Source organism: Pantoea sp. B270 (assembly GCF_018726825.1).
GTDB lineage: Bacteria > Pseudomonadota > Gammaproteobacteria > Enterobacterales > Enterobacteriaceae > Pantoea > Pantoea dispersa.
Genome location: NZ_JAHCSX010000001.1, coordinates 1,424,568 through 1,449,001, shown reverse-complemented (window position 1 = coordinate 1,449,001; position 24,434 = coordinate 1,424,568). Strand labels below are relative to the sequence as shown.

Below are 24,434 nucleotides of genomic sequence, written 5' to 3'. Positions count from 1 at the left end.
CTGCTGCTGAGATTTTCTTCGATCGTTACTTACCGCTTAATTTTAATGAAATCATCATTAAAGCTTACGCAGCGGCTGCCGATAAATTTTGGCGACGGCGAGAACGCCACGGGTTTTCGACCTGAATTCATCATCAGTTAAGGAATAAACATCATGGCAGTCATTAACACTAACACCTTGTCGCTGACCACGCAGAACAACCTGTCCAAGTCACAGGCTTCTCTGGGTACCGCTATTGAGCGTCTCTCTTCTGGTCTGCGTATTAACAGCGCCAAAGATGATGCTGCAGGTCAGGCGATTGCTAACCGCTTCACCTCTAACATCAACGGCCTGACCGTTGCTGCCCGTAACGCCAACGACGGTATCTCACTGGCTCAGACCGCTGAAGGCGCGCTGTCCGAGATCAACAACAACCTGCAGCGTGTACGTGACCTGACCGTACAGGCGCAGAACAGCTCGAACTCTGCCTCAGACATCGACTCCATCCAGGCTGAAGTTAACCAGCGTATGGAAGAGATCAACCGCGTAACGTCGCAGACCGACTTCAACGGCATCAAAGTGCTGAACACCGGTTCCGGCTCTACCGACTACAGCTTCCAGGTGGGTTCAAAAGATGGCGAAACCATCGCTATCACCATCAGCTCCAGCGATGGTTACAACCTGGCGAAAGCGGGCACCAGCGGCACCGCACTGAACACCCGTGCGATGACCTCAGGCGATACCGTTAACGGTACCGCGCGCTCTACTGAAGCCGTTGGTTTTGACGTGCTGAAAGGCGCAGTCACCGGCGGCGCGTCTGGCGCAGCGTCCGGCACCACGCCACTGGCAGACATCGATGCGGCCATCAAATCTGTTGACTCACAGCGCAGCCTGCTGGGTGCCTCACAGAACCGCTTTGAGTCAACCATCACCAACCTGAACAACACCGTGAACAACCTGTCAGCTGCGCGCAGCCGTATTCAGGATTCTGACTACGCGACAGAAGTGTCGAACATGTCGCGCGCGCAGATCCTGCAGCAGGCAGGTTCTTCGGTGCTGGCGCAGGCCAACCAGGTGCCACAGACCATGCTGTCTCTGCTGCGTTAATCGCAAACACGCAGCCTTCAACGGAGCCAGCTGGCTCCGTTTTTTTTTATTTCCGGAAGAGAGTAGCCACAGCGGCGTTGCTAATTTTCTGATTATTAACATCTATTTTTTGTCAGCAAAGACGACAAAATCAATATTAAAAAGAGTGAAGTTTTTGCGCAGCCTGTCGATAACTTTAATACGGTGTTGAACCGCAGGCCTGAAGGGCTGAATTATCTCTCTTAATAAAGGAAACTTGCTATGGCAGTGATTAATACCAACACATTGTCGCTGACGACTCAGAACAACCTGTCCAAGTCTCAGGCTTCTCTGGGTACCGCTATTGAGCGTCTCTCTTCTGGTCTGCGTATTAACAGCGCAAAAGATGACGCTGCAGGTCAGGCGATTGCTAACCGCTTCACCTCTAACATCAACGGCCTGACCGTTGCTGCCCGTAACGCCAACGACGGTATCTCACTGGCTCAGACCGCTGAAGGCGCGCTGTCCGAGATCAACAACAACCTGCAGCGTGTACGTGACCTGACCGTACAGGCGCAGAACAGCTCGAACTCTGCCTCAGACATCGACTCCATCCAGGCTGAAGTTAACCAGCGTATGGAAGAGATCAACCGCGTAACGTCGCAGACCGACTTCAACGGCATCAAAGTGCTGAACACCGGTTCCGGCTCTACCGACTACAGCTTCCAGGTGGGTTCAAAAGATGGCGAAACCATCGCTATCACCATCAGCTCCAGCGATGGTTACAACCTGGCGAAAGCGGGCACCAGCGGCACCGCACTGAACACCCGTGCGATGACCTCAGGCGATACCGTTAACGGTACCGCGCGCTCTACTGAAGCCGTTGGTTTTGACGTGCTGAAAGGCGCAGTCACCGGCGGCGCGTCTGGCGCAGCGTCCGGCACCACGCCACTGGCAGACATCGATGCGGCCATCAAATCTGTTGACTCACAGCGCAGCCTGCTGGGTGCCTCACAGAACCGCTTTGAGTCAACCATCACCAACCTGAACAACACCGTGAACAACCTGTCAGCTGCGCGCAGCCGTATTCAGGATTCTGACTACGCGACAGAAGTGTCGAACATGTCGCGCGCGCAGATCCTGCAGCAGGCGGGTTCTTCGGTGCTGGCGCAGGCCAACCAGGTGCCTCAGACCATGCTGTCTCTGCTGCGTTAATTCTTTCATACGCAGATCAGGCCCCCAACTGGGGGCCTTTTTTATGGGCGGGATTAACCGCTTTTTTACTGGATAATGGCGCGATTGTTTCCGGGCACGCCGCGTATTCTGAGCTGAAAGAGACGTCACACAGACGTGAGTTATCGCCGAGGCTGAGGATACAACCGACAATGAACGCGAACGCACTGGTAAGCATAATCATCCCTGCTTATAAAGCCACCTGGTTTGAACTGGCGCTGAAAAGTGCATTAGCACAGGATTACCCTCATTGTGAAATCATCATTGGCGATGATTGTCCTGATGCAAAAATCGAGGATATTGTCAGTGCGTATCAGGTAAACAGTAAATTTCCCATCTATTACCAGCATCATCATCCCGCATTAGGCGAAATCGCCAACCTCAGTCAGGCAATACGTCGCGCCAAAGGCGAATACGTAAAATTCATTTATGATGATGATGTACTTCTGCCGCAGGCCGTGTCGCAATTAGTCACGGCGCTGTCGCAGGTACCCCAAGCGGTGATGGCGACAGCCAGACGTAATCGCATTGATTCCGTCGGTAAGGCGATGGCAGACGAGATTTACAGCGTATCGCCGGTATTAGAAGACACGATTTTTCATGGTCAGGATATGGCCCGCTGGCAGGCTGATTTCCTGAACAACTTTATCGGTGAACCCAGTGCCGTATTAGTGCGCAGCGCGGCGCTGCACAAGCTGGTGGAGGAGCCGCGCGAGCTGCATGCGTTGATCGATGAAGGGTTACCGTTCATTGCCGATCTGGTGATTTACCTGCGCTTGTTACGTCATGGTCATCTGGTCTATTTACCGCAGGTGCTGGCGCAGATTCGTATCTCGCGTGAGCAAACCAGTCAGGAAGCGCGCCTCGATGGCAATATAGCCAGTCAGTCTCACCAGCGCTTTCCGGAAGAGATCAAAAAACTGGGCTGGTATGATGAGCAGCTGCCGCAGGGCTGGATTCGTCACGCCACGCTGCGCAGCCAGCAGGACTTCCAGCCGTTTGACCTGACAACGGCGCTGCAGAATGCGCGGGTAGAGAGCCATTTTGCCGAGTGGTTCCGTCAACGCACGCTGCGGCCCATCGAACAACAGCTGATTGCACAGCATCTTGCCAGTCAGCCGGTCGCACGTATTGCCGTGGTGATTGATGTGCGCGACGCGACTGACACCGAGTGGCTGCTGACACAGGCCAGTCTGGATGTCGCCGTGGCCGGTCTGAGCCTGCTGCCGGTGGTGCTGGCGGCACCGTATCAATCGTTTATCCCTGCCTCTGTGCAGCGTATTGATGTGCGCGACAATCAGGTAGTCGCTGCGCTCAACACGCTGACCAAAGAGGGACATTTCGACTGGCTGATAGTATTACGGGCCGGCAGTCAGCTGTATACCTCAGGTTTGCAGGCGCTGGGAACGGTGCTGCCCGAGGTCGGTCATTGCCAGTTGATTTATGCCGATGAGGTGTATCCGGTCAATGGCCGTCCGGTTGGCGCATCCTTCCGCCCTGACTTTAACCTTGACCTGCTGCTCAGTAACCCATCGAGAATGGCCTGCCACTGGCTGTTCCGCCGCGAATTTTTGCAACAGACTGGTGGGTTTGCCACGCACTGGCCGGGCTGTTTTGAACTGGACATGATTCTGCGCACCATCGAAAGCCAGCCTTTTAATGTGATTGGGCATCTGGCTGAGCCGTTAGTGCAGACCGCTTCATTACGACAGCCGGTGGATGAAGAGCGCGCCCTCATCCGCACCCACCTGCAGCACCGCGGCTACGCACAGGCCGAAGTCAGCCTGAGCCCACACAATGTTTATCAGCTGCATTATGGTCACCCGCAGTCGGCCCCGGTTTCCATCATCGTCCTGGTGAGTAATCACCTGGCGAACCTGGTGAGTTGTGTCACCTCGCTGATGGAAAAAACCACCTCACAGAATTATGAATTGCTCCTTGTTTCTGCTCAGGGCGGAAACGCCGCCCAGGACGAATGGCTGCGCGGTATCGCTGAGATCGACCCGGCACGCATTCGCACATTGCAGATTGAGGGCGGTTTTCATCGCGCCAGAATGGTCAATGCCGCCGCCGCTGTGGCCAGAGGCGATTACCTGCTGCTGCTGAGTAGCGATTTAGCCATGCTTGATAGCAGCTGGCTGGAAAACCTGCTTAACCATGCACAACGTCCGGAAGTCGCTATTGTTGGCGCCCGGCAAATCTACGCAAATGGCCAGGTACGCCACGCCGGTTATGTGCTGGGGATTAACGGTCTGGTGGGTGAGCCGTTCTACGGTGAGAGCCATGAAACCGCGGGACACATGGCGCGTTTGCAAGCCGACCAGAACTACAGCGCGGTGTCAGGCGATCTGATGATGGTGCGTACCGAGGTGTTTCGCGCCGTTGAGGGTCTGGATGAGACGCTGCAGCATTTCGACGATGTCGACTTCTGTCTGCGCGTGCGCGAAGCCGGGTTGATGACGGTCTGGACACCGTACGTGCGTATGCTGCGGCAGGTTAATCCTGAACTGACGATCGACACGCAGAGTCGAAGCCAGGAAGAAGATCGTCAGCTGCAGAAATGGCAGGCCATCGTGACCCAGGATCCGGCGTATAACCCCAACCTGACGCTCAATAACATCAACTTTAGCGTGTCCTCCGACAGCGAACTGACATGGCGTCCGCTTTCGTGGCGGCCTTTGCCGGTGGTTATGCCTTTCATGGCTGATTTTGCCGGTTGTGGTTACTATCGCATCATCAAGCCCTATGAGGCGATGCGTGAGGCCGGCCTGGTGGATGGCAAACTCTCCTCCACGCTGATTAATGTTGCCGAGCTCAATCGCTTCGCGCCCGATAGCCTGATTTTCCAGCGCCGGATTGATGCGGAGTTCCATGAATGGCTGGAGAAAGTCAGTAAGCATACGCAGGCGTTCAAAATTTATGAGCTCGACGACTACCTGCCCAATATTCCGCTCAAAAATCATCATCGCTCACAGTTTGGCAACGATGTTAAAAAACTGATGCGGCGCAGCCTGAGTTATATGGATCGCTTTGTCGTATCCACCGAACCCTTAGCTGAAGCGTTCGCGGATATGCACCACGATATTGTGGTGCGTAAAAACCGTCTTTCGCATGACTGGTGGGGCAAGCTGCAGTCGCTGCGCAATCAGGGGAAAAAACCACGCGTTGGCTGGGCCGGGGGCTCCAGTCATACCGGCGATCTGGAAATGATTGTCGATGTGGTGCGCCATTTTGCTAATGACGTGGAATGGGTGTTTTTTGGCATGTGCCCGCCAAAGCTGCGGCCTTTTATTCATGAATATCACCACGGTGTAGAAATTGAGCGTTATCCGGCCAAACTGGCTTCGCTTAATCTCGACCTCGCGTTAGCGCCTGTCGAAGATAACTTTTTCAACACCTGTAAAAGTAATCTGCGCCTGATGGAATATGGTGCCTGCGGCATTCCGGTGATTTGCAGTGATGTGGCGTGTTATCGCGGTGATTTAACCGTCACGCGCGTGAAGAACCGCCACAAAGACTGGGTGGACGCCATCAATATGCATCTGCTGGACCCCGCAGCGAGTGCCCAAATGGGCGCCAGGCTGCAGCAGGAAATTCGCCAGGACTGGATGCTGGAAGGCGAGAACCTGCAAAGCTGGTCACAAGCCTGGACGCTGAAGCGTTAATTTTTGACCTGCTGCACCGCAGCAGGTCAATGCAGTTTCAATCTATCTGGATAACACCACACTCTGCGGTCATGCACCGTCTCATCGCTGGCTGAGGCGAATACCTGTTCTGCAGGGAATGACCCGGCTATCAACCTTCAAAGGTGAGTTGGTGTGAAAAGGCACTCTGCTGAGGTGAACGATTATGAATAATAAACCTGTGTATGTAACCAGCCCACTTATGCCACCGCTGGAAGAGTTCATGCCTTACCTTGAACAGATCTGGCAGAATAAAGTCCTGACCAACGGCGGGCCCTTCCATCAGCAACTTGAACAGGAGCTGGCACGCTATTTAGGTGTTGAGCATCTCTGCTTATTTACCAACGGCACGCTGGCGTTGCTGACTGCGCTGCAGGCGCTGCGTATTACCGGTGAAGTCATCACTACACCTTATTCTTTTGTCGCCACCTCGCATTCTCTGTTGTGGAATGGGTTAACCCCGGTGTTTGTCGATATCGACCCGATAAGCTGTAATATCGATGCCTCCAAAATAGAGCAGGCCATTACACCGCGAACCACAGCCATTATGCCGGTGCACTGCTACGGCAATCCGTGCGACGTGGAGAATATTCAGCGCATCGCTGACCTGTACGGGCTGAAAGTCATTTACGATGCGGCTCACGCCTTTGGCGTACGTAAAAACGGCAACAGCATTTTGAATTATGGTGACTTATCGATTTTAAGTTTTCACGCAACGAAGGTTTTCAATACCATTGAAGGTGGCGCAATTATTTGCCCGGATGCTAAAACCAAAAAGCGCATCGATTACCTGAAGAATTTTGGCTTTGCAGATGAAACCACCATTGTGGCGACCGGCATTAACGGCAAAATGAACGAGGTGCAATCGGCCTTTGGCCTGCTGCAGTTAAAGCACATCGACCAGGCATTAGCGGAGCGGGCGCGTATTCAGGCGCACTATTATGATTTGCTCGCGGAGATCGATGGCATTGCGCTGCCGCATATTCCGGCTGATGTTGAATGGAATTATTCTTATTTGCCGGTGATGGTAACGGAAGATTTTCCGCTGAGTCGTGATGAGCTTTATGCCCATCTGCGTGAGCACAACATTATTGCCCGCCGTTATTTCTATCCGCTGATCACCAGTTTCCCGATGTATCGTGGATTACCTAGCGCTGATGAAGCGGCCTTACCGATTGCACAACAAATGTCTCAGCGCGTGTTATGTTTGCCGGTCTATCCTGGCTTAGCATTGGCCGAAGTTGACAATATTGTGCAAATCATTCACCGCCTGGCTGAGCAAAAGCTAACGAGCCGCGCGTTACCTCTGGTGGGATAATAACAAGGCGTCTGAGACGCCTTGTTTTATATTTATTGCAGGGCGGTGATGTCAGGAACGGGCTGAACGATGGCTGAATCACCGGCTAAGCAGGCGGATTGCACGCGGTTTTGCCAGTCCGATGCCTCAACCCCCAGCGCCGCTATCCGCGCGGTATCCAGTTCGCTGTTTGCCGGCCTTGCCGCCGCCATCGGATATTGCGCACTGCCAATCCCTTTCACCAGCACATCCCGCTGCGCGGCCACAAAAATCGCCTGGGCGAATTCGCACCAGCTGACCGCCACATCGCCACAGTAGTGATAAACGCCGGCGGCTTCCGCGCGGGATGCCAGGGTGATAATCGCCTGTGCCAGATCGCCGGCATAGGTCGGGCAGCCGCACTGATCGTTCACCACGCTGATTTCGCTGCGGGTTTCCGCCAGCCGCAGCATGGTTTTGACAAAGTTTGCACCGTACTCACTGAACACCCATGAGGTGCGAATCACTACGGCGTCCGGCAGCACGGAGAATACGCGTTTCTCACCCTCCCATTTGCTCAGGCCGTAGAAATTAATCGGGCAGGGCAGATCGCTTTCGGTGTAAGGCGTTTTTTTACTGCCATCAAACACGTAATCGGTGGAGAGATGAATCAAGCGGGCGCCCTGCTGGTGAGCGGCGATGGCGAGATTTTCCGGGCCGATGGCGTTGACCTTCATGGCGCGGATACGGTCGGTTTCAGCCTTGTCGACCGCGGTATATGCGGCGGCATTGATGATCACATCGGGACGGAATTTCTTCACCACCCGTTCCACCGCCGGGCGGTCGGTAATATCTAACTCGGCAGAGCCACAGGCCAGCAGGATCCACTCTGCCGGCACCCGATCCAGTAAACAACGGCCAAGCTGGCCATAAGCACCGGTTAACAAAACGCGCATTGCACTAACTCCTGCAGGGAGAGTCCTTGTTGATCTTTTACCGATAGCAGAGGCGTCGCTACCGGCCATTGCACCGCAACTTCAGCGTCATTCCACATCAGGCAGGCTTCATCCTGTGGGTTATAGTAATCAGTACATTTGTATTCGAAGTCAGCGACCTCGGAGAGCACCACAAAACCGTGTGCCAGACCCGGCGGGATCCACAACTGGGTTTTGTTCTCCTCAGACAGCTCCAGCCCGGTCCATTGGCCAAAGGTGGGCGAATCCGCACGGATATCGACGGCAACGTCAAATACCGCGCCGCGTACCACGCGCACCAGTTTGCCTTGCGGCTGGGTTTTCTGAAAATGCAGCCCGCGCAGCACGTTACGCGCCGAACGGGAGTAGTTGTCCTGCACAAAATCCAGGTCGATATCCAGCAGTTGCTGATAACGCCGCTTCTCAAAGGTTTCGAGGAAGAAGCCGCGGGCATCGCCAAACACTTTAGGCTGGATAATTTTGACATCAGCAATTTTCGTGGTGATGACCTCCATCTCACTCCTCCACCAGCATCTTCAGATAGTGACCATACTGCGTTTTGCCGAGATAGGCGGCGCGCTTCAGCAGCGACTCGCTGCCGATCCAGCACTTGCGCCAGGCGATCTCTTCCAGACAGGCAATTTTGAAGCCCTGGCGCTTTTCAATGGTATGAATGAAGTGTGACGCTTCGAGTAAGCTCTCATGGGTACCGGTGTCGAGCCAGGCAAAGCCACGTCCCAGCACTTCGACGTTGAGCAACCCATCGTCGAGATACATCTGATTGAGGGTGGTAATTTCCAGCTCGCCGCGGGGAGAAGGGCGAACTTCCCGCGCCATGGCGCAGACGTTTTTATCGTAAAAATAGAGGCCGGTGACGGCATAGTTCGATTTTGGCTGTGGCGGTTTTTCTTCAATGGAAAGCGCGCGGAACTGCTTATCAAACTCCACCACGCCGAAGCGCTCGGGGTCCATCACCTGATAGCCAAATACCGTAGCGCCCTGAGGCCGCGCAACAACGTCTTCGAGCTTTTTACCAAAGCTTTGCCCAAAGAAAATGTTATCGCCCAGCACTAATGCGCAGCGCTCACCGGCAATAAAAGACTCACCGATGATAAACGCCTGCGCCAGGCCATCGGGCGATGGCTGCACCGCGAACTGCAGATTGACGCCGAAATGGCTGCCGTCGCCCAGCAAACGCTGGAATCCCGCCAGATCTTCAGCGGTAGTAATCACCAGGATGTCACGAATGCCTGCCAGCATCAGCACCGAAAGTGGATAGTAAATCATCGGTTTGTCATAAACCGGTAACAGCTGCTTCGATACGCCGCAGGTTACAGGATGCAGGCGGGAACCTGTCCCGCCCGCCAGCACTATACCTTTCATCATTGCCTTCCTTATTACGCGTCTCTGCTCTCCACAGAGTCATGCTGTGAGCATACGAGCGCGCAGGAATAATTTATGGCGCGAATAACCGATAAAAAAGCGGGCATTGCCGGGGATAAGCGGAAGGAGAGAAAAGCAGCGCGTGGGCATTCCTGCTGAGCTAAATCAAATTGGGCTCTTGTGCGGCAGACGATTTCCCCTTGCGCATCATAACCTCAAAAAAGTAACCATCCTGTTACAGCCTGGGTCAGAACTGCCGATAACCCTCTTCAGAATCATTCCAATTTTTACGCTCTATTTTTCCTGTTTCTGGGGTGTTTATGCGCTTCAATTATGACTTGTTACCGGGTGAGCAACTGACCTTCGATGAGATCGCGCTGCGCTATGCGCAGCAGCATCCTGATGAGAAGGAGCTCACCGCCCGCGGGTTGCTCAGCCCGTCAACCAGCTACCGCAACCTGGTGATCCGCGCACTGTTTGCGCAGGAGGAGCTGAACAGTCCGCTGGAGGATCTGCTGTTCGTCTCCGACGATAACGAGCGCAAAAACTACCTGCGCCGCTTCGAGCATTACCTTAAAAACCAGCAGGCGTTTCTCTATTTTCGTCGTAACGATGAAGCGCGTAAAAGCGGACGCTGGAAAGTGATCGGCGAAACCCGGGTGTATGCGATGCTCGATCCCCGCTCGGCGGAAGCGCAAAACCTGCTCAACAGCCGCGGTTTCAAGCTGGTGCTGATGCGTCAGACCGAAGAGGATGAGTACTGGCAGCTGTTCGATCCGCAGGCGCATCCCTGTTTCCCGCTGTCGCGCAAGATCCAGTTCTTAGTGGTGCTCAGCACGCCGCAGCAGAAAATGCCCAGCGCGGTGATGCCGGGTACTGAAGTGGGGCGGCGCGTCAAGGCAAAAGTGTTCCAGCGCGCCAGCCAGGCGGAGTTCAGCGCGGCGGTGAAGGCGCGCTATGGTGCCTGCATTATTACCGGCACGCGCTTAACCGAGCGCCACAGCTGGCCGTGGGTGGAAGCCTGCCATATCGACACCCAGGAGAATGAAGAGGGCTTTCTGGCGGATAACAGCGTCGACAACGGCCTGTTCCTGCGCAGCGACCTGCAGCGGCTGTTTATCAACAAAATGATTAGCATTGACGCAGAAACCGGTCAGGTGCTGTTTAATTCCGCGCTGGAATGCGACGAGTCCATTAGCCCTTTTTATCAGGCGCTTGAGGGTAAAACCTGTGCGCTGTGGGACGCCGTCCCGCCTGGCACAAGGCAGCGGCTGCGTAATCTGCGCTGAACATGCGCACAATGGCGGTGCGATCCACCGCCATCCATAACAAATTTGAAATAACCTCGCTTTTGCCTGCCTATTCTGCCAATCGAAACCGCTACAGAATTGGATAATCATGCCGATAACTTTATTAACGCAGGGTAGTCAACGTGAACGATCTCTATACCGCCGATGGCGTGATGGATAAACATTCGCTCTGGCAGCGCTACGTTCCTCTGGTGCGGCATGAAGCGCTGCGCCTGCAGGTGCGTTTGCCAGCCAGCGTTGAGCTTGACGATCTGCTGCAGGCCGGTGGTATTGGCTTACTGAATGCCGTGGAGCGCTATGACGCGCTGCAGGGCACCGCCTTTACCACCTACGCCGTGCAGCGTATCCGGGGCGCAATGCTGGATGAGCTGCGCAGCCGCGACTGGGCACCACGCAGCGTACGTCGTAATGCGCGCGAGGTGGCCGGCGCTATGCATCAGGTAGAGCAAGCGTTGGGGCGCGCGGCTACCGAGCAGGAAGTGGCTGAGCGGTTGAATGTTTCGCTGGAAGAGTACCGGCAGATTCTGCTGGATACCAATAACAGCCAGCTTTTCTCGTACGACGAGTATCGGGAAGAACACGGCGACAGTGCGGAACTGGTCACGGAGGGGCATGAGGAAGCCAACCCGTTGCATCAGTTAATGGAAGGAAACCTGCGTGAACGCGTGATTGAAGCGATTGAGGCGTTGCCTGAACGCGAAAAATTGGTGCTCACACTGTACTACCAGGAAGAACTGAACCTGAAAGAGATTGGCGCGGTGCTGGAAGTGGGGGAATCCCGCGTCAGCCAGTTGCACAGTCAGGCGATCAAACGCCTGCGGGCCCGTTTGACGGGAGCGCGCTAACAGACTCAGTTCCTGGGGAACCAAAAATAAAAAAACCGGGGACTCAGCAATGGGAGCCAAAGTTAAAGCCAGACCGTTAAGTCGCTACCTTAAAGACTACAAACACAGCCAAAGCAACTGTTCACACTGTGGCAAAGTTTTAGACCGTATGGCGTTAGTGTTCCGCGGCCAGATCATCAATAAAGAGGCCATCGCACGCATGGACCAGATGATTGACGATCAGGTATGGATGAAACTCCAGCCGGAACTGACGGCGCTGTGCCGTTTCTGCAGCGATATTTTTTGTAATACCCATCCGAATTACTTCGATATCATGGCGTTCAAACAATATCTGTTTGAGCAGACCGAGATGAGTCACAGTACCATTCGTGAATATGTGGTGCGTCTGCGTCGTCTTGATGACATGCTGAAAGCGAAAAATTTCCCGGCAGAAAGGTTACGGGGCAACAGCTGGCATGAGTGTCTGCAAAACGATCTGCCCGATGCGGGCAACAATAACTACCGTATTGCACTGCGCAAATATGACCAGTTCTTAGGCTGGCAGCGCGGCTAAGGGTGATTCAGCCCCGGTTACTGGTGAGCATGCCAGCAACCGGGGCGCGTCGCGATCAATTCCGGATGCGACTTTTCTCATCTTCTGCAACACTGTAGGGATAACTGCACATTGCCCGAATGGAGGCTGCATTGTCCTTACATCTTCTGCACCAGTTTCCCCGTCTTGAACTGCTTGGCGCACCGACGCCGTTAGAGCATTTGCCACGCCTGTCTGATTACCTCGGACGCGATATCTTTATTAAACGTGATGACGTCACGCCGGTGGCGCTGGGCGGTAACAAGCTGCGTAAACTGGAGTTTCTCGCGGCCGATGCGCTGCGGAAAGGCGCCGATGTGCTGCTGACCGCCGGCGCGATCCAGTCCAACCACGTGCGCCAGACGGCAGCCGTGGCGGCGCGCCTGGGCCTGAAGTGCGTGGCGCTACTGGAGAACCCGATTGGCACCGACGCCGCCAACTACCTGAGCAACGGCAACCGCCTGCTGCTGGACCTGATGGATGTCGAGGTCGTGATGGTTGATGCGCTGCACAATCCGCCGCAGCAGCTGGCAGAGCAGGCAGAACGGCTGGAAGCGCAGGGCTTCCGGCCTTACATTGTGCCGGTGGGCGGCTCGAATGCGCTTGGCGCGCTCGGCTACGTCGAATGCGCGCAGGAGATCGCCCATCAAAGCGAAGGCGTGGTGGATTTCGCTGCGGTGGTGGTGGCGTCGGGCAGTGCCGGGACGCATGCCGGGCTGGCGGTCGGTCTGGAACAGCTGCTGCCGAATAGCGAGCTGGTGGGCGTGACGGTGTCGCGCAAGGTCGAGGCGCAGCTGCCGGTGGTGGAGCGCATTCGCAGCGCGCTGGCACAGCAGCTGGAGCTGGAAGCACGTGCGCCGGTAACCCTGTGGGATGACTATTTTGCGCCGCGCTACGGCGAACCCAATGACGAAGGCATGGAAGCGGTGCGCCTGCTGGCGCGGCTTGAGGGCATTATGCTCGACCCGGTCTACACCGGCAAAGCGATGGCGGGTCTGATCGATGGCATCAGCCAGAACCGTTTCCGCCGGGAAGGGCCGCTGCTGTTTGTGCATACCGGCGGCGCACCGGCGTTATTTGCTTATCATCCTTCGGTATGAGACAGCAGCAAAAAAAGGTTTATAATCCAGCGGTTATTACAAAGAGCACATGCCGGAGCGGCACCCTTTATTGCGAGATAAAGCGCCGCGCCCAAAATGAGCGTTAATTAACCATAAGCACACAACACATCACAATAATGGGGTAAACATGGCTTTCTCTCCGATTCGTCGCCAGCTGGTGATGGGAATGATGGCGGTCGCACTGGTGGCGGGCGTGAACGTAAAAAGCTTTGCGGCAGAAGATTTGCTGGCGCAGGTCAAGAGCAAAGGTGAGCTGCGCGTCGGGCTGGAAGGCACCTATCCGCCGTTCAGCTTCCAGGATGAAAACGGCAAGCTGACCGGTTTTGAAGTCGAGTTTGCCCAGGAGCTGGCAAAACACCTCGGCGTGAAAGCGGATCTCAAACCGACCAAATGGGACGGTATGCTGGCCTCGCTGGATTCCAAACGTATCGACGTGGTGATCAACCAGGTGACCATCTCCGACGAGCGCAAGAAGAAGTATGACTTCTCCACGCCGTACACCATCTCCGGTGTGCAGGCGCTGACGCTGAAGAAGAACGCGGGCTCTATCACCAAACCGGAAGATCTGTCCGGCAAGAAAGTCGGCGTGGGTCTCGGTTCTAACTATGAGCAGTGGCTGCGCGACAACGTCAAAGGCGTCGATATCCGTACCTATGACGATGACCCAACCAAATATCAGGATCTGCGTTCAGGCCGCGTTGATGCCATTCTGGTTGACCGCTTAGCCGCGCTGGATCTGGTGAAAAAAACCGGCAATACCATGGCGGTGGCTGGCCCGGCGTTCTCCCGTCTGGAAGCGGGCGTGGCGCTGCGCAAAGGCAATGAATCGCTGCTGAAAGCGATTGATGGTGCCATCGCCGACATGCAGAAAGATGGCTCGCTGAGCAAGCTGTCTGAGAAGTGGTTCGGCGCGGACGTCACGAAATAATGCAGGAAAGTTTACAGCTGGTGCTGGATTCAGCACCTTTTCTGCTGAAAGGCGCGCTGTTCACGCTGCAGCTGAGTATCGGCGGGATGTTCTTCGGCCTGATACTCGGCTTCGTGCTGGCGCTGATGCGCCTGTCACGCTTCTGGCCGGTTAACTGGCTGGCGCGTTTTTATGTGTCGATCTTTCGCGGCACGCCGCTGATTGCCCAGCTGTTTATGATCTACTACGGTCTGCCGCAGTTTGGCATTGAGCTCGACCCGATTCCATCGGCGATGATTGGTTTGTCGCTCAACACCGCGGCCTATGCCTCGGAATCGCTGCGTGGTGCGATTGCGGCTATTGAGCGCGGTCAGTGGGAAGCGGCCGCCAGTATCGGCATGACGCCGTGGCAGACGCTGCGTCGCGTTATTCTGCCGCAGGCGGCGCGTACCGCGCTGCCGCCGCTCGGTAACAGCTTTATCAGCCTGGTGAAAGATACTTCGCTGGCGGCCACCATTCAGGTGCCGGAGCTGTTCCGGCAGGCGCAGCTGATCACCTCGCGCACGCTGGAAGTGTTCACCATGTATCTGGCGGCTTCGCTGATTTACTGGGTGATGGCCACGGTGCTGTCGGCGCTGCAAAACCGGCTGGAAGCGCACGTCAATCGTCAGGATCGGGAGGCAAGATGAGTGCAATTGAAGTCCGTCAGCTGGTGAAACAGTTTCACGGCCAGACGGTGCTGCACGGTATCGACCTCGATGTCGCGCCCGGCGAAGTGGTGGCGATCATCGGTCCGAGCGGCTCGGGCAAAACCACGCTGCTGCGCAGTATTAATCTGCTGGAAGTGCCGGAAAGCGGCCAGGTCAAAGTCGGTGACATCAGCATCGACGCCAGCCTCGGCCTGCACAAGCAGAAGGATAAAGTGCGGCAGCTGCGCCAGCAGGTCGGCTTTGTGTTCCAGAACTTCAATCTGTTCCCGCACCGTTCGGTGCTGGAGAACATCATTGAAGGGCCGGTGATCGTCAAAGGCGAAGCGAAGGCGGAAGCCATTGCGCGCGCGCGCACGCTGCTGGAGAAGGTCGGTCTGCACGGTAAGGAAGAGAGTTTCCCGCGCCGGCTTTCCGGCGGTCAGCAGCAGCGCGTCGCAATTGCCCGGGCGCTGGCGATGCGTCCGCAGGTGATTCTGTTCGATGAGCCAACCTCGGCGCTGGATCCTGAACTGGTGGGCGAGGTGCTCAGCACCATCCGCGCGCTGGCGCAGGAGAAACGCACTATGGTGATCGTCACGCATGAGATGAGCTTCGCGCGCGACGTCGCCGATCGCGCCATCTTTATGGATCAGGGGCGTATCGTGGAGCAGGGCCCGGCTAAAGCGCTGTTCAGCAATCCGCAGCAGGCACGCACCCGGCAATTTCTCGACAAGTTTCTCAATCAATAATCTCTCCGGGCCGGTTCGCTGGCCCGAATTATTTTCCATCTAGCAAAATATTAAATACCGCGCTTACCTTTTTGACGCATTAATAAATTTATTTTCCGGCGATATAATTAATGCTGGTTTACTTCGCTGCGGAATGTTCTTAATTTCCGCGCGGCATTACGTGCGCGGCGCACCGTCAAATTATGCCATGAATGCTTAAATAACAGCTATTCATGGCTAACCCGCCGGGCGGTCAATTTATCTCTGGTACTGTAAAGTATTGTTATATCAGGACCAGCGAAAAAATTTTAGGAGTTTCGCTAGAGTCAGCCCCTGCTGCTTGTTGAATAATCGTTGAATAACCATAAAGGCTTCACTGCCTGTTTTTCCATTCTTCTCCTTTAAGACCTACACCGCAGCAGGAGTCAAAAAATATGAATAACGCCAGGAAAGAAGATATTGCATGGGTGAATACCCTGAAAGGAGTGTGCATATTGCTGGTGGTACTGTATCACACCGTATTACCCGGCTTTGAAGGCACGGTTAAATATCTCAGCGCCGGCTGGATCCCGGCGGAAATATGGGTACAGTTTAATACGGTGTTATCACCGCTGCGTATGCCCGCCTTTTTCTTCGTCTCCGGCCTGCTTGCCACCAACGGCATTCTCAACCGGCCGTGGAAACAGGTATTTACCAGCCGCATTACCAATCTGTTCTATCTCTACGTGCTGTGGGGCTTTATTCAGTGGTGGTCGATTGTCGGCATTTCGACTGAAATCACCGGCCAGCGTATCTCGCAGAACCTCAACGCGGCTTACGCCGGTTCGCTGCTGGAGTTCCTTAAGCTGACCTTCCTGGCGATGAGCACCTCGTGGTACCTGTACGGTCTGGCGATCTACTTCCTGTGCGCCAAAATCTTCCGTCAGCACAAAGTGGCGCTGCTGGTGGCGGCGGTGGTGCTGAATTATCTGGCGGTGGAGAAGATCATTCCCTACTGGGGACCGCAGAGCGTGGCACAGTATTTCCTGTTCTTCCTGCTGGGCGCGTTCTGGAGCCCGCTGATGTTGCGCCTGAGTCAGCTGCGCCGCGAGAACCTTCTGCCGTGGGCCGCGCTGGCCGCACTGTCCGGCCTGCACGTGATTTTTGGCCTCGATAAGAGCCTGTTCATGTGCATCATCGCGGTGCTGGTGAGCGTGGCGGCATGCCGCTGGCTCAACGCGCACTTCAGCATGCGTTACTTCAACTGGATTGGCCGCAACACGCTGCAGATCTACGTTATCCACCGCATTTTTATTGAGTTCTTCGGCATGTCGGCGATTCTGTTTGCGCAGCGCCATCATCTGTTTGAGCAGGCGTGGTTTGCGCTGCTGTGGGCGTGCTTCTATCCGCTGGCAATTGTCGGCATCTGTTCGCTGTGTTCGGTGGCGGTGTGGTCGCTGACCAACCGCGGGCTGGGGCAGTCGCTGTTTGTGTTCCCGACGCTGATTGGTTTGAAACGCAGTAAGTCGGTGGCGTGATGTTCGCTGGTAAGGTTTAAAGTGGTACAAAAACGAGGGCACGTTTCGTAGCAGCGCGATTCATCGCACAATGAATGGCGCCGCTACGGCCTTGTTGCAACTTGCGGTGTCCTTCACCGATCTCCATTACGCCATCCATGGCGATTCTGCTTTACTTAACCAATGGTCATCAGGCTGGCGTTGCCGCCGGCGGCCGCGGTATTGACGCTCAGCGAGCGCTCAATCAGCAGACGTTCCAGTAGCAGATTGGTCTCGCCGCGGGCAAAGCCCTGCACTGACACAATCGCGCCTTCGCGGGCGGCAATCTGTTCGCACAGGCTGCGCAGTTGATCGGCATCGCCGTGATAGATCACCGCATCAAACTCCGCCGCCAGCACATCTTTCGCCAGCGTGATGCGCGCCTGCACCGCGGCCGGCAGCGACTGGCGCAGCGTCCGGTGCAGCTCGTCATCCTGCCACAGTGCCTGGCTACCGACGCTGGTGACCGTCGCCAGCTGAATCAGCGCATCCTGCTGGTTATCTGCGATACACAGCACCCGATTGCGCGGCAGCAGCGTAAAGGTGTTGCGCTCACCGGTCGGGCCTGGCAGCAGTCGCACGGTTCCGGCCTGGCTCAGCGCATCGTAACGCTGACACAGCGCCAGCAGTTCCGGCTTATCCTGTGCCCAGCTCTGCAATGCCTGATGCGCGCTCAGCAGCGAGGTGCGCACGCTGCTGTCCACCGGACGTTCGGCATCCTGACGATCAAAGGTGATGCGCAGGGCGCCGTCCGGACGATGGGCCAGCAGGCGGTAAAGATAGAGCGGACCGCCGGCTTTCGGACCGGTGCCCGACAGGCCTTCGCCGCCGAACGGCTGTACGCCGACCACCGCGCCGACCATGTTACGGTTAACGTACAGGTTGCCGACTTTCGCCCCGGCCGTCACCTGCGCAATGGTTTCATCGATACGGGTATGCACGCCAAGCGTCAGGCCATAGCCCGAGGCATTAATCTGCTCAATCAGCTGCGGCAGGTTGTTGCGCGCAAAGCGCACCACGTGCAGCACCGGACCGAACACCTCTTTATCCAGATCGCTGACCTGATCGAGCTCAATCAGCGTCGGTTTGATAAAGGTGCCGCTATGCCACTCTTTGCTGTCCTGCGGATGCTCCTGCACCGCCTGATACACGGTAAAGCCTTTATTGCGCATCGCCTGAATATGACGCTCGATGTTGGCTTTGGCTTCAGCATCGATCACCGGACCGACGTCGGTCGACAGACGCTCCGGATTGCCCATGCGGCATTCGGCCATGGCACCACGCAGCATCTTCAGCGTGTGGTCCGCCACATCGTCCTGGATACACAGCAGACGCAGCGCCGAGCAGCGCTGGCCGGCGCTGTCAAACGCGGACGCCACGATATCCACCACCACCTGTTCGGTGAGCGCTGAAGAGTCGACGATCATGGCGTTCATGCCGCCGGTCTCGGCGATCAGCGGCGTCGGGCGACCCTGCGGATCGAGGCGGCCAGCCAGGTTGCGCTGCAGCAGGGTGGCGACTGCGGTTGAGCCGGTGAACATCACGCCGCGCACCCGCTCGTCACCGGTCAGCTGCGCACCCACCGTTTCGCCCTGACCGGGCAGCAGTTGCAGCACGCCGGCCGGTACGCCGGCATCCAGCATGATCTGCACCGCCTGCGCGGCAATCAGCGGCGTCTGCTCGGCGGGTTTTGCCAGCACGCTGTTGCCGGCCGCCAGGGCGGCGGCAATCTGGCCGGTGAAGATCGCCAGCGGGAAGTTCCACGGGCTGATGCACACTACCGGACCGAGCGGGCGATGGGTTTCGTTATCGAAATCGTCACGCACCATGCCGGCGTAGTAGTAGAGGAAGTCCACCGCTTCGCGCACTTCGGCAATGGCGTTGTTGTAGGTTTTACCCGCCTCACGCACCAGCAAACCAATCAGTTGCTGCATCTGGTCTTCCATTGTCTGAGCGGCACGTTCGAGGATCGCGGCGCGCTCCTGCGGCGGCGTGGCGAACCAGATTGGTCCGGCATTCACCGCGCCATCCAGCGCACAGGAGACTTCTTCAGGAGTGGCTTCCCGCACGCTGCCGACGATATCCGCCGGCGTGGCCGGGTTGATCACCGCGCGGCTGCTGCCGCTACCCAGCTCGCCATCAATGATCGGCTGAGCCTGCCACGGCTGGCTGGCGCTGGAGAGCAGGGCGCTGGAGAGCGACGCCAGGCGGTGTTCGTTGGCCAGATCCAGACCGGCAGAGTTAACACGCTTGTCGCCATACAGATCGCGCGGCAGCGGGATCTTCGGATGCGGCAGACCAATTGCGCCTTCTGCGACCCCCATTTTCTCCACCGCAGCCACCGGGTCGGCCACCAGCTCGTCAATCGGCAGCGTGTTGTCAGCGATGCGGTTGACGAACGAGGTATTGGCGCCGTTTTCCAGCAGGCGACGCACCAGGTAGGCCAGCAGCGTTTCGTGGGTACCGACCGGCGCATAAATCCGGCACGGCCGATTCAGCTTGCCGTCGGCCACTTTGCCCACCACCTGCTCGTACAGCGGTTCGCCCATGCCGTGCAGGCACTGGAATTCGTACTGGCCAGGATAGTAGTTGTTGCCCGCCAGTTGGTAGATCGCCGCCAGCGTGTGGGCGTTGTGGGTAGCAAACTGCGGATAAATCAGGTTAGGCACCGCCAGCAGTTTACGCGCACAGGCGAGGTAGGAGATGTCGGTATACACCTTGCGGGTGTAAACCGGATAGCCTTCGAGGCCTTCCATCTGCGCGCGCTTGATTTCGCTATCCCAGTAAGCGCCTTTCACCAGACGGATCATCAGACGACGGCGGCTGCGCTGCGCCAGATCCACCAGCGCATCAATCACAAACGGGCAGCGCTTCTGATAAGCCTGAATCACGAAACCGATGCCGTTCCAGCCTTCCAGCTCCGGCTCAAAACAGAGTTTTTCCAGCAGATCGAGCGACAGCTCCAGGCGATCGGCTTCTTCGGCATCGATGTTGATGCCGATGTCATACGAGCGCGCCAGCAGCGTCAGCGATTTCAGGATCGGATAAAGCTCTTCCATCACCCGCTCATACTGCGCGCGGCTGTAGCGCGGATGCAGCGCCGACAGCTTGATGGAAATGCCCGGACCTTCATAAATGCCGCGTCCGTTGGAGGCTTTACCAATGGCGTGAATCGCCTGCTGATAGGAAATAAGATAGGCTTTGGCATCGCTGGCGGTGAGTGCCGCTTCACCCAGCATGTCATACGAATAGCGGAAGCCTTTCTCTTCCAGCTTGCGCGCGTTGGCCAGCGCCTCGGCGATGGTTTCGCCGGTGACGAACTGTTCGCCCATCAGGCGCATCGCCATATCCACGCCTTTGCGGATCAGCGGTTCGCCGCTCTTGCCGATGATGCGGTTCAGCGATTTAGACAGGTTAGCTTCATTGTGCGTAGAGACCAGACGACCGGTAAACAGCAGGCCCCAGGTGGCGGCGTTGACGAACATCGACGGGCTGCGGCCCAGATGGGACTGCCAGTTGCCGTTGCTGATTTTATCGCGGATCAGCGCATCGCGGGTGGGCTTGTCAGGAATACGCAGTAGCGCTTCCGCCAGACACATCAGCGCTACGCCTTCCTGAGACGAGAGCGAGAACTCCTGCAGCAGGCTTTGCACCATACCGGCGCGTCCGGTTGCCCCTTTTTGGTGCCGTAGCTTGTCCGCCAGGCTGTATGCCAGCTGGTGGGTTTTCTCTGCCAGCGGGGCAGGGAGACGCGCCTGTTCCAGCAGCATCGGCACCGCATCGGTCTCCGGACGACGCCACGCGGCGGTGATGGCCGAGCGGCTGACCGACTGCGGCAAAATGTGTTCGGCGAAGTCGAGGAAAGGCTGGAAGCTCTCTTCCGGCACACGCTCATCGTCTGCGGCATCATTCAGCTGCAGCGGGATCTCCGCCAGCGTTTCTCCCGCTTCCAGCTGGCCGAGATAGTTAAAAATTGCCTGCTTGATCAGCCAGTGTGGCGTGCGGTCAATCTTTTGCGCCGCCAGTTTAATGCGATCGCGGGTGGCTTCATCCAGCTTCACCCCCATGGTGGTGGTTCCCATGATTTCCTCGTCCTCAAAGTGTGAATCAACTTCAGCGTGGGCTGCACTATCACTCATGTTGCAACTTTGTGCAACCGTGTTAAATGTGACCTCGGTTGCACGTTTTTAACCGGCTTTTTTGTTAACGCAGCAAAAGCGGCACAGAACTTGCTGCAAGAATCTCGCCAGAGTTGCAACCCACCGCAACAAAACGCATCCTGGTTGACATCAGGTGCAACTTAAAATGTGAACAGGCGCAACCTGTGAGCATGAAAAATGCAAAGCCAGGTGAAACCCAGGTAACAGCTGTGTTAAATGCATTGTGCGCGTCGCACCTTTGCGGCAGGATACCGCGCCTTATGAGAAATCGCTTTCTCTGGATGCGGTAAAGCCCTGACGTTATCCCGTTCCGGTAACTCAGGAAAAAAGATTTCTCTTAAGAGATCAAATAATAAGTGGAGAGACAGATGACAGTAAGTACACCGATGCTGGTGACATTTATCATTTACATCCTCGGGATGGTGTTGATTGGTTTTATCGCGTACCGCTCAACCAAAAATTTTGACGACTATATACTGGGCGGTCGCAGCCTGGGCAGCGTGGTGACCGCGCTGTCGGCCGGGGCCTCGGACATGAGCGGCTGGCTGCTGATGGGACTGCCGGGCGCGATTTTTCTCTCCGGGATCTCTGAGAGCTGGATTGCCATCGGCCTGACGATTGGCGCGTGGCTGAACTGGAAAATTGTTGCGGGTCGCCTGCGTGTGCAGACCGAGCATCACAATAACGCCTTAACCCTGCCGGACTTTTTCACCAGCCGCTTCGAAGACCACAGCAAAATTCTGCGCGTCATCTCGGCACTGGTAATCCTGATCTTCTTCACCATTTATTGTGCCTCGGGCGTCGTTGCGGGTGCGCGCCTGTTTGAAAGCACTTTCGGCATGAGTTATGAAACCGCGCTGTGGGCCGGCGCGGCAGCAACCATTCTTTATACGCTGGTGGGTGGCTTCCTGGCGGTGAGCTGGACCGATACCGTGCAGGCCAGCCTGATGATTTTTGCCCTGATCCTGACGCCGGTGATTGTGATTATCGCCGTCGGCGGACTGGATGATTCGCTGGCGGTGATTGAAGCGAAAAGCCTGGAAAACCTCGATATGCTGAAGGGCCTCAACTTCGTGGCGGTGATTTCACTGCTCGGCTGGGGCCTTGGCTACTTCGGCCAGCCGCACATTCTGGCGCGCTTCATGGCCGCAGACTCGCACCGTTCTATTCGCACCGCGCGCCGCATCGGCATGGCCTGGATGATCCTGTGCCTGGCCGGTGCTGTTGCGGTGGGCTTCTTCGGTATCGCCTATTTCCAGAACCATCCGGAGCAGGCGGCGGGCGTAAGCGAAAACGGCGAGCGCGTGTTTATCGAACTGGCGCGCATTCTGTTCAACCCGTGGATCGCCGGTATTCTGCTGTCGGCCATTCTGGCGGCGGTGATGTCGACCCTGAGCTGTCAGTTGCTGGTGTGCTCGAGCGCGCTGACTGAGGATCTGTATAAAGGGTTTCTGCGTAAAAATGCCAGCCAGAAAGAGCTGGTATGGGTTGGCCGTTTAATGGTGCTGGTGATTGCGCTGGTGTCGATTGCGCTGGCCTCCAACCCGGAGAACCGCGTGCTCGGCCTGGTGAGCTACGCCTGGGCAGGCTTTGGTGCTGCATTCGGTCCGGTGGTGCTGTTCGGCGTGTGCTGGAAGCGCATGACGCGCAACGGCGCGCTGGCCGGCATGATTATCGGTGCCGCCACGGTGCTGATCTGGAAGCAGTACGCCTGGCTCAATCTGTATGAAATCATCCCGGGCTTCCTGTTCGCCAGCATCGCGATTGTCGTGGTGAGCCTGGCCGGCCGCGAACCGTCGGCTGAAGCGCAGCAGCGTTTCGATGCCGCCGAAGCGGAATACAACACCAAATAACGGTGTTGGCCTGAGTAAAGCGGGGAGCGCGTGTGCCGTGTTCCCCGCAGTTTTCATGTCTCGTCCTCTGCGCACGATTTATCGCGCAATTTGTCACTCCGCCCTGACTTTCCCGCATCGCTACCTGACCCGCAAAAGCAAAATTAATTTCGCGCGGTGACTTGTATTTTCATCCGCGATAATGATAATCGATATCGTTCGCACTTTACGTATTTTTACCTAAGGTTTACCCTCCTTAACATTCAAGAGGTTGGTGATGTTCGTTCCCTTTCTCATTATGCTGCGCGAAGGTCTCGAGGCAGCGCTCATCGTCAGCCTGATTGCCAGCTATCTCAAACGCACGCAGCGCAGCCAGTGGTTCCCCGCGATGTGGGCTGGCGTGTTTATCGCTGCGGCGCTGTGCCTCGCGCTCGGTATTTTCATCAACGAAACCACCGGTGAATTCCCGCAGAAACAGCAGGAGCTGTTCGAGGGCATCGTGGCGGTGATTGCCGTGGTGATCCTCACCTCGATGGTGTTCTGGATGCGCAAGGTGTCGCGCAATATCAAAGCCACGCTGGAAAAATCCGTCGATCAGGCGCTGCAGAAGCCGGGCGGCAGCGGGTTGCCGCTGGTGCTGATGGTGTTTCTCGCCGTGGCGCGTGAAGGGCTGGAGTCGGTGTTTTTTCTGCTGGCGGCCTTCACCCAGGATGTCGGCTATGCGCCACCGATTGGCGCGGTGCTGGGTCTGGCGACCGCCATCGTGCTGGGCATGCTGATTTACTACGGCGGCGTGCGTCTTAACATGGCGCACTTCTTCCGCTGGACCAGCCTGTTCATCCTGCTGGTGGCGGCCGGACTGGCGGCGGGGGCGATCCGCGCCTTCCACGAGGCGGGACTGTGGAACCACTTCCAGGCGACCGCGTTTGACTTCAGCAACACGCTCTCTACCCATTCGATCTTTGGCACGCTGCTGGAAGGCATTCTGGGTTATCAGGAAGCGCCGAGCGTCAGCGAAGTCGCGGTATGGCTGATTTATCTGATCCCGGCGCTGCTGCTGTTTTTCTTCCCGGCGCGTCCGGCACCCAGCGCCGCACGGTCGGTGCGCTAACTTTTCTCAGGCGCGCGTGCGCCTGTACCTTC

The 24,434-nt window shown here is 56.6% G+C and carries 18 protein-coding genes; 14 read left to right on the top strand and 4 right to left on the bottom strand.

The features are described 5' to 3' along the window. Positions 1–153: 153 nt before the first annotated feature. The 4 genes from KOL70_RS06995 to KOL70_RS06980 all read left to right on the top strand — a co-directional run bounded on the left by KOL70_RS06995 (position 154) and on the right by KOL70_RS06980 (position 7,278). Positions 154–1,086, top strand: a complete 933-nt coding sequence (locus KOL70_RS06995; RefSeq protein ID WP_058757414.1) for a flagellin — start codon at positions 154–156, stop codon at positions 1,084–1,086. A gap of 240 nt (positions 1,087–1,326) precedes the next feature. Continuing rightward, on the top strand, positions 1,327–2,259 hold the full coding sequence (locus tag KOL70_RS06990) for a flagellin (RefSeq protein WP_058757414.1): 933 nt from the start codon (positions 1,327–1,329) through the stop codon (positions 2,257–2,259). 170 nt (positions 2,260–2,429) lie between these two features. Next, on the top strand, positions 2,430–5,942 hold the full coding sequence (locus KOL70_RS06985; RefSeq protein ID WP_215480440.1) for a glycosyltransferase: 3,513 nt from the start codon (positions 2,430–2,432) through the stop codon (positions 5,940–5,942). Between the two features lie 184 nt (positions 5,943–6,126). After that, on the top strand, positions 6,127–7,278 hold the full coding sequence (locus tag KOL70_RS06980) for a DegT/DnrJ/EryC1/StrS aminotransferase family protein (RefSeq protein ID WP_104188871.1): 1,152 nt from the start codon (positions 6,127–6,129) through the stop codon (positions 7,276–7,278). A 32-nt stretch (positions 7,279–7,310) separates the two neighbouring features. Here the strand turns inward: KOL70_RS06980 and rfbD are convergent, their stop codons facing one another. From rfbD to rfbA, 3 genes are read right to left on the bottom strand one after another with little or no spacing between them, the layout of a single operon-like run. Then, a complete protein-coding gene (gene rfbD / locus KOL70_RS06975) occupies positions 7,311–8,192 on the bottom strand; it encodes a dTDP-4-dehydrorhamnose reductase (RefSeq protein WP_215480439.1) in 882 nt (293 codons plus the stop codon). Further along, positions 8,177–8,725 (bottom strand): dTDP-4-dehydrorhamnose 3,5-epimerase, encoded by a 549-nt coding sequence (gene rfbC / locus KOL70_RS06970; RefSeq protein ID WP_058771168.1) that lies wholly within the window; start codon positions 8,723–8,725, stop codon positions 8,177–8,179. Before rfbC ends, rfbD begins: the two co-directional genes overlap by 16 nt. A 1-nt stretch (position 8,726) precedes the next feature. Beyond that, positions 8,727–9,593: a glucose-1-phosphate thymidylyltransferase RfbA gene (gene rfbA / locus KOL70_RS06965; RefSeq protein WP_141495597.1), complete on the bottom strand. Its 867-nt coding sequence runs from the start codon at positions 9,591–9,593 to the stop codon at positions 8,727–8,729. Positions 9,594–9,913: 320 nt separating this feature from the next. Between rfbA and KOL70_RS06960 the strand changes: the two genes are divergently transcribed. The 8 genes from KOL70_RS06960 (at position 9,914) to KOL70_RS06925 (ending at position 17,281) form a co-directional block, all read left to right on the top strand. Next, positions 9,914–10,882 carry an HNH endonuclease signature motif containing protein gene (locus KOL70_RS06960; RefSeq protein WP_021509899.1) on the top strand — a complete coding sequence of 323 codons (969 nt, stop codon included), beginning with the start codon at positions 9,914–9,916 and terminating at the stop codon, positions 10,880–10,882. Positions 10,883–11,025: 143 nt separating this feature from the next. Then, positions 11,026–11,748, top strand: a complete 723-nt coding sequence (locus tag KOL70_RS06955) for an RNA polymerase sigma factor FliA (protein WP_021509900.1) — start codon at positions 11,026–11,028, stop codon at positions 11,746–11,748. A gap of 49 nt (positions 11,749–11,797) precedes the next feature. Continuing rightward, positions 11,798–12,301, top strand: coding sequence for a flagella biosynthesis regulatory protein FliZ (fliZ, locus tag KOL70_RS06950; protein ID WP_031280184.1), 504 nt, complete (start codon positions 11,798–11,800; stop codon positions 12,299–12,301). 131 nt (positions 12,302–12,432) lie between these two features. Beyond that, positions 12,433–13,419, top strand: coding sequence for a D-cysteine desulfhydrase (locus KOL70_RS06945; protein WP_215480438.1), 987 nt, complete (start codon positions 12,433–12,435; stop codon positions 13,417–13,419). A gap of 148 nt (positions 13,420–13,567) precedes the next feature. Continuing rightward, a complete protein-coding gene (gene tcyJ, locus KOL70_RS06940) occupies positions 13,568–14,368 on the top strand; it encodes a cystine ABC transporter substrate-binding protein (protein WP_021509903.1) in 801 nt (266 codons plus the stop codon). Continuing rightward, entirely contained in the window at positions 14,368–15,036 is a 669-nt protein-coding gene (gene tcyL / locus KOL70_RS06935) for a cystine ABC transporter permease (RefSeq protein WP_058757420.1), read from the top strand. Before tcyJ ends, tcyL begins: the two co-directional genes overlap by 1 nt. Then, on the top strand, positions 15,033–15,785 hold the full coding sequence (tcyN, locus tag KOL70_RS06930) for an L-cystine ABC transporter ATP-binding protein TcyN (RefSeq protein WP_021509905.1): 753 nt from the start codon (positions 15,033–15,035) through the stop codon (positions 15,783–15,785). Before tcyL ends, tcyN begins: the two co-directional genes overlap by 4 nt. Before the next feature lie 413 nt (positions 15,786–16,198). Then, a complete protein-coding gene (locus tag KOL70_RS06925; protein WP_058774543.1) occupies positions 16,199–17,281 on the top strand; it encodes an acyltransferase family protein in 1,083 nt (360 codons plus the stop codon). A gap of 155 nt (positions 17,282–17,436) precedes the next feature. Here KOL70_RS06925 and putA read toward each other — a convergent pair whose 3' ends face one another. Beyond that, positions 17,437–21,381, bottom strand: a complete 3,945-nt coding sequence (gene putA, locus KOL70_RS06920) for a trifunctional transcriptional regulator/proline dehydrogenase/L-glutamate gamma-semialdehyde dehydrogenase (RefSeq protein ID WP_215480944.1) — start codon at positions 21,379–21,381, stop codon at positions 17,437–17,439. A gap of 446 nt (positions 21,382–21,827) precedes the next feature. On the opposite strand from putA, the gene putP reads away from it, so the two are divergent. Next, complete coding sequence (putP, locus tag KOL70_RS06915) at positions 21,828–23,312, top strand: sodium/proline symporter PutP (protein ID WP_215480437.1); 1,485 nt, start codon at positions 21,828–21,830, stop codon at positions 23,310–23,312. A 256-nt stretch (positions 23,313–23,568) separates the two neighbouring features. Next, positions 23,569–24,402, top strand: coding sequence for an iron uptake transporter permease EfeU (gene efeU / locus KOL70_RS06910; protein WP_021509909.1), 834 nt, complete (start codon positions 23,569–23,571; stop codon positions 24,400–24,402). The last annotated feature ends 32 nt before the right edge of the window (positions 24,403–24,434 follow it).

Excerpts from the sequence above, each read along its gene's own strand:
- tcyN (WP_021509905.1), top strand. The coding sequence starts at position 15,033 with ATGAGTGCAATTGAAGTCCGTCAGCTGGTGAAACAGTTTCACGGCCAG.
- tcyL (WP_058757420.1), top strand. The coding sequence starts at position 14,368 with ATGCAGGAAAGTTTACAGCTGGTGCTGGATTCAGCACCTTTTCTGCTG.
- fliZ (WP_031280184.1), top strand. The coding sequence starts at position 11,798 with ATGGGAGCCAAAGTTAAAGCCAGACCGTTAAGTCGCTACCTTAAAGAC.
- KOL70_RS06990 (WP_058757414.1), top strand. The coding sequence starts at position 1,327 with ATGGCAGTGATTAATACCAACACATTGTCGCTGACGACTCAGAACAAC.
- KOL70_RS06995 (WP_058757414.1), top strand. The coding sequence starts at position 154 with ATGGCAGTCATTAACACTAACACCTTGTCGCTGACCACGCAGAACAAC.
- putA (WP_215480944.1), bottom strand. The coding sequence starts at position 21,381 with ATGGGAACCACCACCATGGGGGTGAAGCTGGATGAAGCCACCCGCGAT.
- KOL70_RS06980 (WP_104188871.1), top strand. The coding sequence starts at position 6,127 with ATGAATAATAAACCTGTGTATGTAACCAGCCCACTTATGCCACCGCTG.
- tcyJ (WP_021509903.1), top strand. The coding sequence starts at position 13,568 with ATGGCTTTCTCTCCGATTCGTCGCCAGCTGGTGATGGGAATGATGGCG.
- KOL70_RS06985 (WP_215480440.1), top strand. The coding sequence starts at position 2,430 with ATGAACGCGAACGCACTGGTAAGCATAATCATCCCTGCTTATAAAGCC.
- putP (WP_215480437.1), top strand. The coding sequence starts at position 21,828 with ATGACAGTAAGTACACCGATGCTGGTGACATTTATCATTTACATCCTC.
- rfbD (WP_215480439.1), bottom strand. The coding sequence starts at position 8,192 with ATGCGCGTTTTGTTAACCGGTGCTTATGGCCAGCTTGGCCGTTGTTTA.
- KOL70_RS06960 (WP_021509899.1), top strand. The coding sequence starts at position 9,914 with ATGCGCTTCAATTATGACTTGTTACCGGGTGAGCAACTGACCTTCGAT.
- rfbC (WP_058771168.1), bottom strand. The coding sequence starts at position 8,725 with ATGGAGGTCATCACCACGAAAATTGCTGATGTCAAAATTATCCAGCCT.
- KOL70_RS06925 (WP_058774543.1), top strand. The coding sequence starts at position 16,199 with ATGAATAACGCCAGGAAAGAAGATATTGCATGGGTGAATACCCTGAAA.
- rfbA (WP_141495597.1), bottom strand. The coding sequence starts at position 9,593 with ATGAAAGGTATAGTGCTGGCGGGCGGGACAGGTTCCCGCCTGCATCCT.
- efeU (WP_021509909.1), top strand. The coding sequence starts at position 23,569 with ATGTTCGTTCCCTTTCTCATTATGCTGCGCGAAGGTCTCGAGGCAGCG.